This is a genomic window from Pseudonocardia tropica, from assembly GCF_040105315.1.
GTDB lineage: Bacteria > Actinomycetota > Actinomycetes > Mycobacteriales > Pseudonocardiaceae > Pseudonocardia > Pseudonocardia alni.
This window is the reverse complement of sequence record NZ_JBEDNP010000005.1, coordinates 31,327-48,471: the sequence shown is the minus strand read 5'-3', so window position 1 is coordinate 48,471 and position 17,145 is coordinate 31,327. Positions and strand designations below refer to the sequence as shown.

Here is a 17,145-nt window from a genome sequence, read left to right as displayed (position 1 = left end):
GTCGCCCCGACACCGCCGACCGGCCGGTCAGCCGCCCCGCCCGCTCGGCCGGCCCCTGCCCTCGTGCCAGCGGACCAGCTTGCCGCCGCGGTCGACGTCGCGGATCCGCTGCTCGGTGTCCTCCCGGTTGTCCCGGGTGCTGACGACGAGGAACTGGTCGCCCTCGCGCAGCCGGGTGTCCCCGCCCGGGGAGAACGCCTCGGCGTCGCGCACGACCAGGCTGACCGTGGCCCCGCGGGGCAGTCGGAGCTCGCGCAGGTAGACGCCGTGCAGCCGGGACCCGGGGGGCACCTTCACCTGCAGGAGCTCGGCGTCGACCTCGTCGAGCGGGGCGGCGTCGACCTCGACGCCGCGGGTGTCGGTGCGCGAGACGACCCCGAGCAGCCGTGCCACCCAGGGCAGGCTGGTGCCCTGGACCAGGGTGAGGACCACGACCAGCACGAACACGACGTCGACCAGCCGCTGGTTCTGCCCGCCGCCCTCGGTGACCGCGACGAGGGCGAGCACGATCGGCACGGCTCCGCGCAGCCCCGCCCAGGACAGGAACGCCTGCTCCCGCCAGGGCACCCGGAACGGCAGGGCGGCGGCGGCCACCGACAGCGGCCGCGCAGCGAGCAGCACGACCGCGGCGCAGATCAGCGCGGGCACCACGGCGGCGGGTAGCCGTTCCGGCACCGCGTACAGGCCGAGCAGCACGAACAGCCCGATCTGGGCGATCCACCCGGTGCCCTCGGCGAAGGAGACGACACCGCCGCGGTGCGGCAGCCGGGAGTTGCCCAGCACGAGCGCGGCACAGTAGGTGGCGAGCAGCCCCGAGGCGTGCACGCCCTGCCCGGCGGCGAAGGCGAGCAGGCAGGACGCGATCGCCGCGAGCGGGTAGAGGCCGGTCGACGGGAGCGCGGCGCGGCGCAGCGTCCACGCCGAGCCCAGCCCGAGCAGCACGCCGACGACGGTGCCCGCGACGAGCTCGTAGACGATCAGCAGCGGCGTCGTCCAGCTGATGGCCTCGGTCCCGGCCAGGACGACGACGGCGATCACGACCGGCGCGTCGTTCATGCCGGACTCGAGCTCGAGGGTCCCGGCGAGGCGTTGCGGGACGGCGACCCCGCGCAGCACGGAGAACACCGCGGCGGCGTCGGTGGAGGACAGCACCGCGCCCCACAGCAGCGCGGTGCGCCACTCCAGGTCGAGCAGCAGGTGCAGCAGCCCGCCCGCGACGGCGATCGACACCAGTACCGACAGCGTCGACAGCAGCAGCCCGAGCCCGAGCGCGGGCCGCACCGCCGACCAGCGGGTGGTGAGCCCGCCCTCGGTGAGGATCAGCACGAGCGCGGTGAGGCCGAGGGACTCGGTGAGGCCGGTGTCGTCGAACGGGATGCCGAGCACGGACTCGCCGAGCAGCACGCCGATGCCCAGGTAGAGCAGCAGCGACGGCAGGCCGAGCCGCACCGAGACGCGCACCGCGAGCACGCCGAGCAGCAGCACCCCCGCGGAGATGCCGAGCAACAGTTCCAGACTCATCGGGGCCCCCTGCTCAGGGCGACCAGGTCAGGGTGACGGCGTCGGTGCGCCGCGGCGGGAGGTCCACCAGCGCGGCGGCGACCTCCTCGACGCGGTCGGCGGTCAGGCAGAGCCGGCGGGTGACCCAGGCCGCGTCGTGCGGCAGGCGGGCCGCACGGGTCCAGGTCAGGACCTCCGGGTCGACGCCCTGCTGTTCGCGCAGCACCGCGACGGCGTCGTCGTGGGTCGCCGACGGCGGCCGGACCACGTCGTGGAAGCGCGCCCACAGCGGGTCCAGCCAGGCCAGCGGGTGCTCGGTCAGCATCTCGACCACGACGCCGCCGATCCCGCCCCGGGTGCGGACGGCGTCGGTCAGCGCGGCGAGGAACGGGGGCAGGTCGACGACGTTGTGCAGCACGTGGTGGCAGACGACGACGTCGTGCCGCCCGGCGTCGGCAGCCGCCTCGGGCCAGGTGCCGTGCACGGTGCCGTGGGGCAGGTCCCGGGCGCGGGCCGCCGCGGTGAACACCGCGAGCATGTCGGTCTGCCGGTCGACGCCGACCACCCGCGCCACCGGCGACGGCTCGGGCCACGCCGCGCCGAACGCGGCGTCCCCGCCGCCGCAGCCGACGTCGAGCACCGACGCCCCGGCGCAGGTCCATGCGGCGGCACGCTCGGCGATCGCCCGCGCGACCCGGTGCGACGGCGTGTCCGCCGGCTCCGCGGGCGGGGTGAAGTCGGCGGGGTCGTGGGTCCACGGGTCGGCGGGGGCGTGGCGGAGGACGCGGTCGGGGATCCCGCGGCCGGTCTGGCGTTCCCGCCACCGTTCCGCCGCGTCACCCATGGGGTGAGGATAGGGCCCGGTGGTTCTGCGGAGTTCCGGCCGGTCCCGGTCGGCCAGACTGTCCCCGTGCCCGATCGATCCCGTCCGCCCCGGTGGTGGCTGCCGCTCGTCGTCGCCGTCGCGGTCGTCCCCACCGCGCTGGTGCTGTGGTCGCAGCACGAGCCGCTGCCGTCACCGGCCGGGGGCGCGGCGCTGCTGGTCGAGGCGGCGACGGGCCGGGAGCACTCCGGCGTCACCGCCGACTGCCGGGTCCTGGACGGTGACGACCCGGTCCTCGGCTGCCGGATGCGCGACGACGAGGGCCGCCACGGCTGGGGCACCGTGCGCGTCGACGAGGCGTGGGTGGAGGGCTACCGCGGGCGCACCCCGCAGGACGTCGTGCGGACCCGCTGGGACTTCCCGGTGTCCGCCGACGGCGTCGCGGAGCTGGACGTGGTCGTCCCCGGCGTCGGCCCCGGCCCGACCGGGCCCGACACGCTGGCCGGGGTCCTGATGTTCGCCGTGCGCGACCCGCTGCGCGCCGCGGGCCACGACGCGGTGCTCCTGTCCCCGCGCTGCCCGCCGGTGCCCGAGCGCGCGACGGTCGCGTGCCGGGTCGACGGGGTCCCGGCGACCGTCGAGGTCACCCGGGTCTCCGGCGCCGACCACCGCGTCCGTCTCACGGTGACACCCCGCCCCTGAGCGGTGGTCGGCGCCGGTACCGGTCAGGCGCGGGCGACCGCGGCCGACAGCGTGACCGCCGCGCCGTCGGGGCCGACGACCTGCCCGCTCGACGCGCCGCCGCCGGCCGCGCCGTAGGCGACCGAGGTCGCCAGCACCTCCCCGGCGACGAACGCCTCGTGGGTCCGGACGGCGTCGAGCACCGCGTCGGGCCCGTCGAGGGTCAGCGCGATCCGGTCGGACACGTCCAGACCCGCGTCGCGGCGGGCCTGCTGCACGACGCGCACGACGTCGCGGGCGGTGCCCTCCGCGGCCAGCTCCGGCGTCACCGTGGTGTCGAGGACGACGAGCCCCGCGTTCCCGGGCAGGGCCTGGGTCCGCTCCGGGTCGGCGGCGACGAGCTTCTCGGTGAACTCGCCGGGCTGCAGCGCGATCCCCGCGGCGACGACGGTGTCGCCCTCCTGGGTCCACTCCCCCGCCTTGACCGCGCGGATGCAGGTCTGGACGTCCTTGCCCAGGCGCGGTCCGGCGACCCGGGCGTTGACGGCGATCTCGAACCGGCCGTGCGTGGCGACGTCGTCGGTCAGCTCGACCGAGCGGACGTTGACCTCGTCGGCGAGCAGCCCGGTGAAGTCCTCCAGCGCCTTGGCGTCGGTCGCGGCGACGGTCAGCGCGGGCAGCGGCTGGCGCACCCGCACCTTCGCGGACTTGCGCAGCGACAGCGCCGCGCTCGCGACCTGCCGGATCCGGTCCATCCCGGCGACGAGGTCGGCGTCGTGCGGCAGCCCGGCCCCGGCCTCGCGGTGCGAGACCGACGGGTCGGACCCGGCGGGCCAGTCGGTGAGGTGCACCGACCGCTCCCCCGTGAGCCCGCGCCAGACGGCCTCGGTGGTCAGCGGCAGCAGCGGCGCCGCGATCCGGCAGGTCACCTCCAGCACGGTGTGCAGGGTGTCGACGGCGTCGCGGCGGACAGCGTCGTCGGAGGACCAGAACCGCTCGCGGGACCGGCGCACGTACCAGTTGGTGAGGGTCTCGGCGTGGTCGCGGATCCGGTCGCAGGCCCCGGCGATGTCGTAGGCGTCCATGGCCGCGGTGACGCCGTCGACGAGGTCGGCGGTCTTGGCCAGCACGTACCGGTCGAGCACGTGCGGGCTGTCGGTGCGGAACGTCCCGCGCTCCCCGCCGGCGTAGAGCGACAGGAAGTACCAGGTGTTCCACAGCGGCAGGATCGCCTGGCGGACACCCTCGCGGATGCCCTGCTCGGTGACGACGAGGTTGCCGCCGCGCAGGATCGGGCTCGCCATGAGGAACCACCGCATGGCGTCGCTGCCGTCGCGGTCGAAGACCTCGTTGACGTCGGGGTAGTTCTTGCGCGACTTCGACATCTTCGCGCCGTCGTCGCCCAGGACGATGCCGTGTGCGACGCAGTTGCGGAACGCGGGCCGGTCGAACAGGGCGGTGGCCAGCACGTGCAGCGTGTAGAACCAGCCGCGGGTCTGGCCGTTGTACTCGACGATGAAGTCGCCCGGGTAGTGGTGCTCGAACCAGTCGGCGTTCTCGAACGGGTAGTGGACCTGCGCGAACGGCATCGAGCCGGACTCGAACCAGCAGTCGAGCACCTCCGGCACCCGGCGCATGGTCGAGCTGCCGGTGGGGTCGTCCGGGTTGGGCCGGGTCAGCTGGTCGACGTAGGGCCGGTGCAGGTCGGTCGGGCGCACACCGAAGTCGCGCTCGATCTCGTCCAGCGAGCCGTAGACGTCGGTGCGCGGGTAGCGCGGGTCGTCGGACTGCCACACCGGGATCGGGCTGCCCCAGTAGCGGTTGCGGGAGATGCCCCAGTCGCGGGCGCCCTCCAGCCACTTGCCGAACTGGCCGTCGCGCACGTGCGCCGGCGTCCAGTCGATCTCCTGGTTGAGCTCGACCATCCGGTCCCGGAACCGGGTGACGCGCACGAACCAGGAGTCGACGGCGCGCTGGATCAGCGCGTTGCCGCAGCGCCAGCAGTGCGGGTACGGGTGGTCGTAGGTCTCGTGGCGCAGCAGGACGCCCTGCGCGTGCGCGTTGCCGTCCTTGAGGTCGCGGATGACCTGCGGGTTCGCGTCGAACACCTGCATGCCGGCGTACGGCGGGACCTCGGTGGTGAACTCGCCGCGGGAGTCGACCGGGTTGACGACCTCGATTCCGGCCGCGTCGGTGACCTCCTTGTCCTCCTCACCGAAGGCGGGGGCGATGTGGACCAGCCCGGTGCCGTCCTCGGTGGTGACGTAGTCCGCGGCCAGCACGCGGTGGGCGTTCTCGCGGCCGGTGAAGAAGTCGAACGGCGGGGTGTAGCTCGCGCCGAGCAGGTCGGACCCCTTCATGACCGTGACGACGTGCGGGTCCTCGCCCAGTTCGCGGGCGTAGGCGGCGACGCGGGACTGCGCCAGCACCCAGCGCTCGCCGTTCGCCTCGACCACGGCGTAGTCGACGTCGGGGTTCACCGCGACGGCGAGGTTCGACGGCAGGGTCCACGGCGTGGTCGTCCAGACCAGGGCGAGCGCTCCGTCGAGGTCCTCACAGCCCGAGTCCGACAGCCGCAGCCCGACGGTGACGGCCGGGTCCTGCCGGTCGAGGTAGACGTCGTCCATCTTGGTCTCGGTGGCGCTCAGCGGCGTCTCGCAGCGCCAGCAGTACCAGAGCACCCGGAAGCCGGAGTAGACGAGACCCTTGTCCCACAATGACTTGAACGCCCAGAGGACGGACTCCATGTAGTCCAGGTCGAGGGTCTTGTAGTCGTTGTCGAAGTCGACCCAGCGGGCCTGGCGGGTCACGTAGTCGCGCCATTCGCCGGTGTAGCGCAGCACGGAGGTGCGGCACGCCTCGTTGAACGCGGCGACGCCCATCTCGTCGATCTCGGACTTGTGCTTGATGCCGAGCTGGTTCTCGGTCTCGACCTCGGCGGGCAGGCCGTGGGTGTCCCACCCGAAGCGGCGCTCGACCCGGTGGCCGCGCATGGTGCGGTAGCGCGGGACGACGTCCTTGACGTAGCCGGTCAGCAGGTGGCCGTAGTGGGGCAGGCCGTTGGCGAAGGGCGGGCCGTCGTAGAAGACGTACTCGTCGGCCCCGTTCTCGCCGGCGGGACGCCGGTCGACCGACGCGCGGAAGGTGTCGTCGGTGTCCCACGACGCGAGCACGTCCTGCTCGAGCGTCGGAAACGACGGGTGCGCCGGGACGTCGGGATAGCCGCTCACGTGTGTCGCTCCTCGTGCGTGCTCTCGCTTCGCACGGGGACGACGACGGCCCTGGAGAGCCGTGCCGCGGTACCACCCCGCTTGCCCGTGCACGGGTGCACGGGCCACTCGTTCGACGGCGATGACGGGCCGCACCCGTCCGGTTCTACTCCGGCCCGGGGCCGTTTCTTCCGGAGGCTCCCCGGTGATTGCCGGATCAGTGCCTGTGGGACCAGGGTAGCGCGCAGGCGCACCCCGTTATTCCGTGGGGCGCGCCCCCGCTGCTGGTCAGCGGGCCTGGGCGGGGTGGCGCTCGCCGAGGGTCCGGTTCGGTGCGCACCAGCCGCACGGGGTGAACCCGAGCTCGACGGCCTCGCTGACGGGCAGCGGGATCACCGGGCGTCCGGTGAGGGCCCGGCAGGTCTGCACGTGGTAGCGGGGGTGTTCGTCGATGACGAGCACCTCGTCGGGCAGGCGCGCGGCGAGCGCGGCGAGGGTCGGGTCACGCGGCTCCTCCGGGGAGTCGCCGTCCGTCCCGGTGGGCGCGTCGGCCCCGCCGGTGTCGGCCGGGGTGCCGTTCGTGTCCGCGCCGGATCCGGCGGGCGTGCCCGCGGGTGTCCCGGCCCGGGTGTCGTCGGCCGGGGCGCCGGATCCCGCGGCGGCGGCGACCGCGGGCGCGGCGGCGTCGGGAAGGCCTGCGCCGGACGGGCCGCCCGCTCCGGCCGGTCCGCCGGGGCTGCCCCCGCCCGGGCCACCGGGCGCGCCCGCGGCGCGGGTCGCCGTGGTGGCGTCGGCCGCTCCGGGGGTGCGGGTCGCGGTGGTCGCGTCCGCCGCTCCCGGGGCGTGGTCCGCCGTGGTCGTGTCCGCCGCTCCCGGAACTCCGTTCGCGGTGGTCGTGTCCGTCGCGCCCGGGGTACGGGTCGCGGTGGTCGTGTCGGAGGGTCCGGGATCCTCCGGGATGTCCGGCCGGTCGGATCCGGCCGCGGGCTGGGTGCCCGCGACGGTGCCGCCCGAGCCGGTGCCCGACCCCGAGCCGAAGCCCGGGTCGTCGGCGCCGTCGTGGCCACCGGAGCGTGCTGCCGGGTCGGCGCCCGACCCGCTGTCGCGTCCGGCCGCCACGGCACCGACCGCCCCGGCGGCGACCGCACCCGTGGCTGCCGCCGTCACGGCCGACGTCGTCCCCGCGGCGCCGGCCCCGGTCGGCCGCGAGTCGGCCGTCCGCGTCGTCGCCTCGGCGGGCGGCTCCGCGGCACCGGGGGTGCCGGGCTCGGCGGGGCCGGACCGTGCCGGATCGCCGCCACGACCCGCACCGTCCTCCCCGTCCGGTCCCGCCGACGCCTCCGGACCCGCCGGGGCGCCCGCGTGCGACGCGGCCACCCCACTCGGGTCGGCCGCGTCCACGGCCTCGGAATCAGTCACCGTGTGTGACGAAAGTCCACCCGATCGAGATGCGCCGGGCGGTCGCTCCACAGAGCCGGACGGCCTGACGACCGGCATCTGGATGGTCCGGTCGGTCGCGTTCTGCGCCGCCTCGGGCGTACCCGAGGCCGCGCCGCCGTCCGGTCGGACGACCGGTAGGACCTGCGTCGCCGGCTCCATGTCGGCGCCGTAGCGCGCCTCCATGTCGGCCCGGTCGGCCCGGTCCGGCGTCGCAGGGGCACCGGTGCCACGTCCGGAGGCGTCGGCCTCCGCCCGGTCACCGGCCTTCACCGCGGCACGGGTCTGCCACCAGTCGTAGGCGAGCACCAGGCCCGCGATCAGGCTGATGACCACCGATGTCCACGCCAGTGCCACCACGTGCAGGAACCATCCTGCGAGCAGCAGCACCAGCGCGATGACCACGAGGATCAGGACCAGCACCAGCATCGGCGAACTCCGTCGGTCGGCAGCGGCACCTGTCCGCTACCCGGTCGTCGTCGGTCGTCCCCGGCGCCTCCGCGGCGCCGTGGGCGGTCAGCTCCCGGTGTCGGCTCGCTGGCCGTACCCGGAGGCGGCGTACCCGCCGTTCGAGCCCGACCTGGTGGCACCGGTGCCGTCCGACGGGGCAGCGGAACCGCGACCCTCCAGGTCACGCAGCTGCGACTCCAGGTAGGTCTTCAGGCGGGTGCGGTACTCCCGCTCGAAGGTCCGGAGCTCGTCGATCTTCTTCTCCAGAACGGACTTGTCGCGCTGGATCGCGCCCATGATCTCGTTCTGCTTGCGCTCGGCCTCACTGACCAGGCCGGACGCCTTCTCGCGCGACTGGCGCTCGAGCGTCTCGGCCCGCGTGCGGGCGTCGTTGAGCATGGTCTCGGCACGCGAACGTGCGTCGTTGACCAGGCCGTCGGCCTTCGTCCGGGCGTCCGACAGGAGCTGCTCGGACTTGTTCCGGGCGTCCGACAGCATCGTGTCGGCCTCGTTCTTGGCCTCCGCGGTCAGGCGGTCCGCCATCTCCTGGGCGAGGCCCAGGACCTTGGCGGCCTGCACGTGGTGGTCACCGCCGTCGGCATCGGCGGGGCCGGCACCGGCCAGCTGCGGCGCGGGAGCACCCGCACCACGGCCCATCGGCGACGGGGAGGCGGCCAGGGCCTGGGTCTGCGCCGGAGCCGACTGGCTCCGTGCCTCCTCCAGGTCGGCCTCGGCATCGCCGAGACGCTGCTCCAGCTGCGCGACCTGGTCGCGCAGGTCGTCGTTCTCCCCGATCAGCCGGGCCAGTTCGGCCTCGACCAGATCGAGGAAGGCGTCGACCTCGTCCTCGTTGTAACCCCGCTTCCCGATCGGGGGTTTGCTGAACGCGACGTTATGAACGTCGGCGGGCGTCAGCGGCATCGGATCACCTCATGCGGTCCTCGGCGGCACTCCCGGGTGACTGGGGCTCATCCCAGGAGCTGTGATCTGACGGCGCTCATCGAGATGAACACCACCAGCAACAGAACCATAATCGACAGGTCCAGTCCTACGCCTCCGATACGGACCACGGGGATCACTCTCCGCAGCAACTTGACCGGAGGGTCGGTCACGGTGAAGACGACCTCGAGCGCCACGGCGGGCGCTCCGGCGGGTCGCCACTGGCGCGCGAACGACCGGACCATCTCGACGACGATGCGGGCCGCGAGCAGCAGCCAGAAGAAGAACAGGACGTAGTAGATCAGCGTCAGGATCGGGTCGGCCACGACTCAATCCTGTCGGAAAGCTCCGCGCTCGGCGAGCCTCCGCGCGTCGTCCGCGGAGACCTCGACGTCGGCCGGCGTGAGGAGGAACACCCGGTCGGTGACCTTGTCGATGCTCCCGCGCAGGGCGAACGCCAGGCCCGCGGCGAAGTCCACCAGGCGTTTCGCGGCCGCGCCGTCCAGATCCGTGAGGTTCATGATGACGGGCACACCGTCGCGGTAGCGCTCGCCGATGGTGCGGGCCTCGTTGTAGCTGCGGGGGTGCAGCGTCGTGATCGACGCCGGTCCCGTGGCGGCCCGGTCGCGCTGCTCCGGCACCGGCGCGGGGGCCACGACGGGCTCGCTCCGCTCCTCGCGGGCCGGGCCCCGGAGGCTCTCCGGGTCCATCGCCAGCGCCCCGCGGACGGCCGCTCCCGCGCCCCCTCCGAGGGGTGTGGGGAGGCTCCCGCGCTCCGGGACCAGCCCGAGCGTCTCCCGCTCACCGCGTGGATCCTGCCGCACGGCGCGCGCCGGACGGAGGGTCTCCCGCGCCGGGCGGGCGCCCCATCCGTCCTCGTAACGGACCGCGGTCTCGTAGCGGTCGTCGTCGTAGGACGCCTGGTCGGCGAACCGACCGGCCCCGGCGGACCAACGGTCACCGCGCGGGCCGGCGTGGTGCTCGTGGCCGCCCCGGTAGTGATCCGGTTCGTCCACATAGTCCATCTCGTCGGCCGGGACCATGCCGAAGTACGCCTTCAGCCGGTACATCGCGCTCATCCGCTGTCCCCTCGCAGTACTGCTCGACTCCGTACGCGTCCCAACCGCACGCGCACCCCGCGTTCTGGCGACGGTCTCGCCGGCGGTGCGGTGCCCGCCACCTGCTCAGTACCCACACCCACCAGCGATTACTCGGAGGCTATCCGCCGATCCCCCACAAGGGCCGTACCGACACGCACCACCGTCGATCCGTGACCGATCGCCGACTCCAGGTCCCCGCTCATCCCGGCCGACAGGACCGTCGCCCCGGGGTGCCGTCCGACGGTCTCCCGGTGCGCCTCGGCGATCCGTCCGAACGCCGCGTCGGGCTCCCAGCCCAGCGGCGCGACGGCCATCAGCCCGGCCAGTTCCAGCCCCGGCAGCTCCGTGACCAGGTCCGTCAGCGCGACGAGCCCGTCCGGGGCGACGCCGCCGCGGTCGGCGTCGCCGTCGACGCTGTACTGCACGAGCACCGGCAGCGGGCCGTCGCGCTCCCCCGCGTCGCGGGCCTTCGCGACCTCCTTGTCGATCGCGCGGGCCAGCCGGGGCGAGTCGACGGAGTCGATCCGTGTCACCCACGGGAGCACCGTCCGTGCCTTGTTCCGCTGCAGCCCGCCGACGAAGTACCAGTCCGGGGCGGCGTCCGGGCGCAGGGCCCGGACCTCCTCCACCTTGACGGCCGCCTCCTGCGCGCGGTTCTCGGCGAAGGCGTCCAGCCCGAGGTCGACCAGCGCGGCCACGTCGGCGGCCGGGATCGTCTTGGTGACGGCGAGCAGCCCGACCTCGGAGGGATCGCGGCCGGCGGCGCGGCAGGCGTCGGCCACCCGCTCGCGGACGGCGGCCAGTCGGTCGGTCAGTTCGCCGACGCGGTCGGCGGTGGGGGTACGGGGATCGGACACGGCGTCCATCGTTCCCGCCCGCGCGGGCGCCCGCGAGCCCCGCGTGGCGTGGATCGCCGGACCGGGGCGCCGGTCAGCGCGGGTCGAGCCAGGTGAGGGCGGCCTGGCGGCCGCAGCGGCCGTCGCGGCGGTGGCTGAACAGGTCCGGGTCCTCGACGGTGCAGCGCGGGTCGGTCGCGACCTTCGTGACGCCGAGGTCGGCGAGGCGGCGGGTGAGGCCCGCGCGCAGGTCCAGACCGGCGGTCCCGGTGCGGGTGGTGGACGCGCTGCCCGGCAGCGCGGCGTCGACCTCGGCGCGCATGGCCGGGGGCACCTCGTAGCAGCGGCCGCAGACCGACGGTCCGAGCAGGACCTCCAGCCGAGCGGGCTGCGCGCCCAGTGCCGTCATCTCGGTCACGACGGCGTCGACGACGCCCGCCGCCGCGCCGACGCGGCCCGCGTGGGCCGCCCCGACGACGCCGGCGACCGGGTCGCCGAGCAGCACCGGCACGCAGTCGGCCGCGAGCACCGCGACGCCCAGCAGCGGCACGTCGGTGACGACGGCGTCGACGTCGGCGATGTCCGGGGCGACGCCTCCGGTGCCGGGGCGGGCCCGCGGGGGCTCGCGCAGCACGGCGACGTCGCGGCCGTGGACCTGGTTCAGGAACACCAGCCCGGACAGGCCGAGCTCGCGCACGACGCGGGCCCGGTTCCCGGTCACCGCGGCCGGGTCGTCCCCGACCCCGGACGACAGGTTGAACGAGGTGAACGGGCCCTCGGACCGGCCACCGGCCCGGGTGGTGGTGACCCGGCGGATCCGCGCGCGGCGGGTGCCGCCCGCGCGGGCCGCCGTGGCCGGTGTCGGTGAGTCCCGCACGCGGGTCAGCGCCGCATGAACGGCGGGACGTCCACCTCGTCCTCGACCGGCTCGGCCGGACGCGCCGCGGGGTTCCCGCCGACGGTCCCGTGCTGGGCCGGGGCCGACGTCGGCGGGGCCGGCGCGGACGTGGGACCGCTCGGGACGGACGCGCCGTCGCCGCCGTGGTGCTGGGTGTCGCCCTGGCGCGGAGCCGGGGCGGTGGGCTGCGCGGGCGGCAGTACGCCGGTGCGCTCGGGCGCCGGCGTGGTGGCGGGCAGGTGCGGCGCCGACGGGGTGGTCGCGGTCGTCGCGGCCCAGCGGGACTGGCCCTGCGGCTGCTGGCCCTGGTGCTGCTGGGTGTGGTGCTGCTGGGTCTGCTCGGCCTGCTGCGGCGCCGCGGGCGGCGCGGCCTGCGGAGCGGGCTCGGCGGGCTTCTGGGTGCCGCGGGAGAACACGGCGGGCTCGAGCTTCTTGTGGGTCGGCGTGCCGCCCTCGAAACCGGCCGCTATCACGGTGACCCGCACCTCGTCGCCGAGCGAGTCGTCGATCACGGTGCCGAAGATGATGTTCGCCTCGGGGTGCGCGGCCTCCTGGACCAGCGACGCCGCCTCGTGGATCTCGAACAGGCCGAGGTCCGACCCGCCCGCGATCGACAGCAGCACACCCTGCGCGCCGTCCATCGAGGCCTCGAGCAGCGGCGAGTTGATCGCCTTCTCGGCGGCCTGCACCGCGCGGCCCTCACCGCGTGCGGACCCTATTCCCATCAGCGCCGACCCGGCACCGGACATGACCGACTTGACGTCGGCGAAGTCCAGGTTGATCAGGCCGGGGGTGGTGATCAGGTTGGTGATGCCCTGCACACCGGAGAGGAGCACCTCGTCGGCGGAGCGGAAGGCGTCCATCAGCGAGACGCCGACGTCGCCGAGCTGCAGCAGCCGGTCGTTCGGGATGACGATGAGGGTGTCGCACTCGTTGCGGAGCGCCTGGATGCCCTCCTCGGCCTGCCCGGCGCGACGGCGCCCCTCGAAGGTGAACGGGCGGGTGACGACACCGATGGTCAGCGCGCCGAGCTTGCGGGCGATCGACGCGACGACGGGTGCGCCGCCGGTGCCGGTGCCGCCGCCCTCGCCCGCGGTGACGAAGACCATGTCGGCCCCCTTGAGGACCTCCTCGATCTCCTCGGCGTGGTCCTCGGCGGCCTTGCCCCCGACCTCGGGGTTGGCACCGGCACCGAGGCCGCGGGTCAGCTCGCGACCGATGTCGAGCTTCACGTCGGCGTCGGACATGAGGAGGGCCTGGGCGTCGGTGTTCACCGCGATGAACTCGACGCCCTTGAGGCCGACCTCGATCATCCGGTTGACGGCGTTGACGCCGCCGCCACCGATGCCGACCACCTTGATCACTGCCAGGTAGTTGTGCGGGGGCGTCATGCGCGGCACCTTCCAGTCGCTCGGGGTCCGGGGTTCGGGTGGGTCAAGCTCCGGGTGCCCCGGGCCTTCGGGTGCGCACGCTAAGTGGATTGCGGTGCCCGGGTCCAGCAGGCGCGCCGCACGAGGACAACACCCCGCCCGGGTGGTTCGACCTCGCCGCCGGTGGAAACCCGCACGGTCGTCGGACGGTCACCCGCCGCAACCATCGGGCCGGGTGCGGCGGGTCAGCGCTGCCGGACGGTGACCAGCGACGGGCTGGAGACGTCGTAGACGGCGCCCTCGCGCTGCAGCACCGGCCCGAGTACGCGGGCCCGGGCGGCGGTCTGGTCGGTGTCCGCCCACGGGCCCCACAGGACGCGCCTGTCCTCGGTCAGCCCCAGCTCGACGGTGGATCCGCCGCCGCCGAGCGACAGCGTCTGCACCTGGTCGCGGACCGGGACCGGCAGTGCCTGCAGGACGCCGACCGCGGCGAGGGTCGCGGGGTCGTCCGGGGCGACGCGCGGCAGCTGCAGCCGGGGCAGCCGCACGTCGGGCGGGGCGTCGCGGTAGACGAACCCGGTGACGTCGACGAGCTTCGGTCCGTCCGGGGTGTCGAGCAGCGCGGCCGGGGTGCGTTCGGTCACGGCCACCACCAGGGTGTCCGGCCAGGACCGGTCGACCTCCACCGCGGCGACGCCCGGGATGGCCGACACGCGGGCGGCGACGCCGTCGGTGTCGACCGCGGCGAGCGGCACACCGGTCTGGTCGCCCGCGGCGTCCTCGACGTCGCGGACGGGGATCTGGCGGGTGCCGTCGACCCGCACGGTGGCCACCGGGGGGCCGTACCGGCCCAGCGCCCACCAGCCGGCCGCGGACACCCCGAGGAGCACGACGGCGGCGGTGGCCAGCAGTGCGACGAGGCGACGGCGCCGGTAGCGGGGGTCGCGGCTGCGGGACCGTTCGGCCGCGCGGGCCGCGGTGCGCTCCCGGACGGCGGCGGCCGCGCCGCGTCCGCTCCCCCGGCCCGCCGGCCCGGCCGCCTCGTCGGTGTCGGCGGCCCGGTCGTCGGCGACGGCGGGGTCGTCGGCGACGGCGGGGTCGGCGGGGTCGTCGGCGTCGGCGGTGGGGGTCCCGGCGGCTCGGCGTTCGGCGGCGCGGCGCTCCCGGAGGCGACGGGCGCGGTCGGCGGCGCGCCGCTCCTGCTCGGGGTCACGGCGGCCCGGCGAGCGGGCACCGTCCCGGGCCCGGTCGTCGCCGGTGTCCTGCTCGTCGCTGCTCATCGTGCCCCCGCTGTGCCGCCGCCGTGTCGCGCGCTCACCCCTCGCCGGCGAGCTCCCGCAGGATCTCCGGCCCGAGCGCGGTGACGTCGCCGGCGCCCATGGTGATCACGACGTCGCCGTCGGCCGCGAGCGCGGCGATCGCCGCGGGTGTCCGCTCCCACGAGGGGGCGCGGTGCACCCGCCCGGCCGGCAACGTCACCGCGTCGGTGATGAGCGCCGGACCGACGCCGGGTTCGGGATCCTCCCGGGCACCGTAGACGTCGAGGACCATCACCTCGTCCGCCAGCGACAGCGACGCGCCGAACTCGGCGGCGAACAGCCGGGTGCGGGAGTACAGGTGCGGCTGGAACGCGACCAGGACGCGGCCGCGTCGGCCGTCCCGGACCGGCGCGGCCTCGCGGGCGGCGCGCAGGGTGGCGGCGACCTCGGTGGGGTGGTGGGCGTAGTCGTCGTAGACCGACACGCCGCGGGCGCGGCCCTTGAACTCGAACCGGCGCTGCACCCCGCCGAACCCGGCGAGACCCTCCAGCAGCACGGCGGGGTCGGTCCCGACGGCGACGCCGGCGAGGAACGCGCCGAGCGCGTTGAGGACCATGTGCTCACCCGGGACGCCGAGGGTGAGCTCGTGCTCGACGTCGCCGGTGCGGAACCGCGCGCGGCAGCCGGTGCCGTCCGGGGTGAACTCGAGCAGCCGGGCGTCGCGCGGGCCGGTCGCGGTGCGGCCGTAGCGCAGCACGGTGACGCCCGACTCCTCCGCCCGCACCGCGACCTCGGCGGATCCCGGGTCGTCGGCGCAGGCGACGAGAGTCGCGCCGGGGACGAGCCGTTCCAGGAACCGCGCGAACACCGCCCGGTAGGCGGCCTCGTCGCCGTGGTGGTCGAGGTGGTCGGGCTCGACGTTGGTGACGATCGCGACCGACGGGGCGAACGCGGTGAACGACCCGTCGCTCTCGTCGGCCTCGACGACGAACACGTCGCCGCTGCCGTGGTGGGCGCCCGACCCGGACACCGACAGGTCGCCGCCGATGGCGAACGACGGGTCGGCGCCGGCGTGCTGCAGGGCGACGGTGACCATCGACGTCGTCGAGGTCTTGCCGTGCGTCCCGGCGACGGCGACCAGCCGCCGTCCCTCGGTGAGCGCGGCCAGTGCGACCGCCCGGTGGACGACGTCGTAGCCGCGCTCGCGGGCGGCGGCCAGCTCCGGGTTGGTCCCCCGGATCGCGGTGGAGACGACCACGGTCGGCGGGGTCTCGCCGTCGTGGCGCAGGTGGCCGGCGTCGTGCCCGATCTCGACGCGGGCGCCGAGCGCACGCAGCGCGGTGACCGTGCGGGAGTCCCGCGCGTCGGACCCGGAGACGGTCGCTCCGCGGGCGAGCAGGATCCGCGCGATCCCGCTCATCCCGGCGCCGCCGATCCCGATGAGGTGGACGTGGTCGGAGAGCACGCTCACCGGCCCGCCACCTCCATGACGATGCGGGCGATCTTCTCGTCGGCCTCGCCGTGCCCGGCGGCGCGGGCACGGCGGCCCATCGCGAGGGCCAGGTCGGGGTCGGTGAGCATCGGCATCAGTTCGTCGATCGCGCGTTCGCCGTTCATGTCCTCGTCCTGCACGAGCTTGCCGCCCCCGGCCTCGACGACCGGGCGGGCGTTGAGCGCCTGCTCACCGTTGCCGTGCGGCAGCGGCACGTACACCGCGGGCAGCCCGACGGCGGTGAGCTCGGCGACGGTGGTCATGCCCGACCGGCCGAGGACGACGTCCGCGGCGGCGTAGGCGAGGTCCATCCGCTCGATGTAGGGCACCGGCACGTAGCCGGGCCGCGGGTCGGCGGGGGTGCCGTTCTTCCCGTACGCGTGCAGGACCGAGATCCCCCGCTCGGTGAAGGCGGGCAGGGACTCGGCGACCGCCTCGTTCAGGGTCCGGGCGCCCTGGGAGCCGCCGAAGACCAGCAGCACCGGGCCGTGCGGCGGGAGGTTGAAGTACGTCCGGGCCTCCGGCCGCAGCGACGCCCGGTCCAGGGTGGTGATCGAACGGCGCAGCGGCATCCCGACCACCTCCTCGTTCGCGAGCCCGGTGCCGGGCACCGCGACGCAGACGGCGGAGGCGAACCGCGCACCGACCTTGTTCGCGAGCCCGGCGCGGGCGTTGGCCTCGTGCACGACGATCGGCACCCGGCTGCGGGCGCCGAGGTAGGCGGGCAGCGAGACGAACCCGCCGAACCCGACGACGACGTCGGCCTCGGCCGCCTCGAGCACCTCCCGGACCCGCTTCACCGCGCCCCGGACGTTGCCGGGGAGCTTGAACAGGTCGGCGGTGGGCTTGCGGGGCAGCGGCACCGGCGGGATCAGCTCGAGCGGGTAGCCGCGGGCCGGGATCAGCTGGGTGTCGAGGCCCTTCTCGGTGCCGAGCGCGGTGACCCGGGCGCCCGGGACGAGCCGCCGGATCGCGTCGGCGACGGCCAGTGCGGGCTCGATGTGCCCCGCCGACCCGCCCCCGGCGACGACGACCGACAGGCCGCCCCGCACCGGTGCGGGCGCCTGCTCCCCCGCGGGTCGCGTGGTGGCGGGGCCGACGTTGCGGGTGGCGTCGGGGCCCGTGGGGCCGGGCGCGCCGGGTCCGGGCAC

At 75.2% G+C, this 17,145-nt stretch carries 14 protein-coding genes; 1 reads left to right on the top strand and 13 read right to left on the bottom strand.

Annotation, left to right across the window (positions count from 1 at the left end; all coding sequences use genetic code 11):
• Positions 1–27 precede the first annotated feature (27 nt).
• Together WHI96_RS10075 and WHI96_RS10070 are read right to left on the bottom strand one after the other, a co-directional pair.
• Positions 28–1,521 (bottom strand): potassium/proton antiporter, encoded by a 1,494-nt coding sequence (locus WHI96_RS10075; RefSeq protein ID WP_345650574.1) that lies wholly within the window; start codon positions 1,519–1,521, stop codon positions 28–30.
• Positions 1,522–1,534: 13 nt separating this feature from the next.
• Positions 1,535–2,344, bottom strand: a complete 810-nt coding sequence (locus tag WHI96_RS10070; RefSeq protein ID WP_345650572.1) for a class I SAM-dependent methyltransferase — start codon at positions 2,342–2,344, stop codon at positions 1,535–1,537.
• A gap of 66 nt (positions 2,345–2,410) precedes the next feature.
• Here WHI96_RS10070 and WHI96_RS10065 point away from each other — a divergent pair, with 66 nt between their 5' ends.
• Positions 2,411–3,025, top strand: a complete 615-nt coding sequence (locus tag WHI96_RS10065; protein ID WP_345650569.1) for a hypothetical protein — start codon at positions 2,411–2,413, stop codon at positions 3,023–3,025.
• Between the two features lie 23 nt (positions 3,026–3,048).
• Here the strand turns inward: WHI96_RS10065 and ileS are convergent, their stop codons facing one another.
• From ileS to murG, 11 genes are all read right to left on the bottom strand, one after another.
• On the bottom strand, positions 3,049–6,234 hold the full coding sequence (gene ileS, locus WHI96_RS10060) for an isoleucine--tRNA ligase (RefSeq protein ID WP_345650563.1): 3,186 nt from the start codon (positions 6,232–6,234) through the stop codon (positions 3,049–3,051).
• Between the two features lie 267 nt (positions 6,235–6,501).
• Positions 6,502–8,079 carry a hypothetical protein gene (locus tag WHI96_RS10055; protein WP_345650560.1) on the bottom strand — a complete coding sequence of 526 codons (1,578 nt, stop codon included), beginning with the start codon at positions 8,077–8,079 and terminating at the stop codon, positions 6,502–6,504.
• An 87-nt stretch (positions 8,080–8,166) separates the two neighbouring features.
• Positions 8,167–9,021: a DivIVA-like cell division protein Wag31 gene (wag31, locus tag WHI96_RS10050; RefSeq protein WP_345650557.1), complete on the bottom strand. Its 855-nt coding sequence runs from the start codon at positions 9,019–9,021 to the stop codon at positions 8,167–8,169.
• Positions 9,022–9,068: 47 nt separating this feature from the next.
• On the bottom strand, positions 9,069–9,365 hold the full coding sequence (locus WHI96_RS10045) for a YggT family protein (RefSeq protein ID WP_373324230.1): 297 nt from the start codon (positions 9,363–9,365) through the stop codon (positions 9,069–9,071).
• 3 nt (positions 9,366–9,368) lie between these two features.
• Complete coding sequence (locus WHI96_RS10040; RefSeq protein ID WP_345650554.1) at positions 9,369–10,118, bottom strand: cell division protein SepF; 750 nt, start codon at positions 10,116–10,118, stop codon at positions 9,369–9,371.
• Between the two features lie 128 nt (positions 10,119–10,246).
• Positions 10,247–11,005 (bottom strand): YggS family pyridoxal phosphate-dependent enzyme, encoded by a 759-nt coding sequence (locus WHI96_RS10035; protein WP_425571671.1) that lies wholly within the window; start codon positions 11,003–11,005, stop codon positions 10,247–10,249.
• 64 nt (positions 11,006–11,069) lie between these two features.
• Complete coding sequence (gene pgeF, locus WHI96_RS10030) at positions 11,070–11,852, bottom strand: peptidoglycan editing factor PgeF (protein WP_345650550.1); 783 nt, start codon at positions 11,850–11,852, stop codon at positions 11,070–11,072.
• 5 nt (positions 11,853–11,857) lie between these two features.
• Entirely contained in the window at positions 11,858–13,264 is a 1,407-nt protein-coding gene (gene ftsZ, locus WHI96_RS10025; RefSeq protein WP_345650548.1) for a cell division protein FtsZ, read from the bottom strand.
• Between the two features lie 224 nt (positions 13,265–13,488).
• Positions 13,489–14,523 carry a cell division protein FtsQ/DivIB gene (locus WHI96_RS10020; protein WP_345650545.1) on the bottom strand — a complete coding sequence of 345 codons (1,035 nt, stop codon included), beginning with the start codon at positions 14,521–14,523 and terminating at the stop codon, positions 13,489–13,491.
• Positions 14,524–14,557: 34 nt separating this feature from the next.
• Positions 14,558–15,922, bottom strand: coding sequence for a UDP-N-acetylmuramate--L-alanine ligase (gene murC / locus WHI96_RS10015; protein ID WP_425571673.1), 1,365 nt, complete (start codon positions 15,920–15,922; stop codon positions 14,558–14,560).
• Positions 15,923–15,969: 47 nt separating this feature from the next.
• Entirely contained in the window at positions 15,970–17,046 is a 1,077-nt protein-coding gene (gene murG / locus WHI96_RS10010) for an undecaprenyldiphospho-muramoylpentapeptide beta-N-acetylglucosaminyltransferase (RefSeq protein ID WP_345650583.1), read from the bottom strand.
• Positions 17,047–17,145: the final 99 nt, after the last annotated feature.

Bases quoted from the DNA above. Each gene is read 5' to 3' on its own strand.
- wag31 (WP_345650557.1), bottom strand. From the start codon at position 9,021: ATGCCGCTGACGCCCGCCGACGTTCATAACGTCGCGTTCAGCAAACCC.
- WHI96_RS10035 (WP_425571671.1), bottom strand. From the start codon at position 11,005: ATGGACGCCGTGTCCGATCCCCGTACCCCCACCGCCGACCGCGTCGGC.
- WHI96_RS10075 (WP_345650574.1), bottom strand. From the start codon at position 1,521: ATGAGTCTGGAACTGTTGCTCGGCATCTCCGCGGGGGTGCTGCTGCTC.
- ftsZ (WP_345650548.1), bottom strand. From the start codon at position 13,264: ATGACGCCCCCGCACAACTACCTGGCAGTGATCAAGGTGGTCGGCATC.
- murC (WP_425571673.1), bottom strand. From the start codon at position 15,922: ATGAGCGGGATCGCGCGGATCCTGCTCGCCCGCGGAGCGACCGTCTCC.
- WHI96_RS10040 (WP_345650554.1), bottom strand. From the start codon at position 10,118: ATGAGCGCGATGTACCGGCTGAAGGCGTACTTCGGCATGGTCCCGGCC.
- WHI96_RS10020 (WP_345650545.1), bottom strand. From the start codon at position 14,523: ATGAGCAGCGACGAGCAGGACACCGGCGACGACCGGGCCCGGGACGGT.
- WHI96_RS10070 (WP_345650572.1), bottom strand. From the start codon at position 2,344: ATGGGTGACGCGGCGGAACGGTGGCGGGAACGCCAGACCGGCCGCGGG.
- WHI96_RS10055 (WP_345650560.1), bottom strand. From the start codon at position 8,079: ATGCTGGTGCTGGTCCTGATCCTCGTGGTCATCGCGCTGGTGCTGCTG.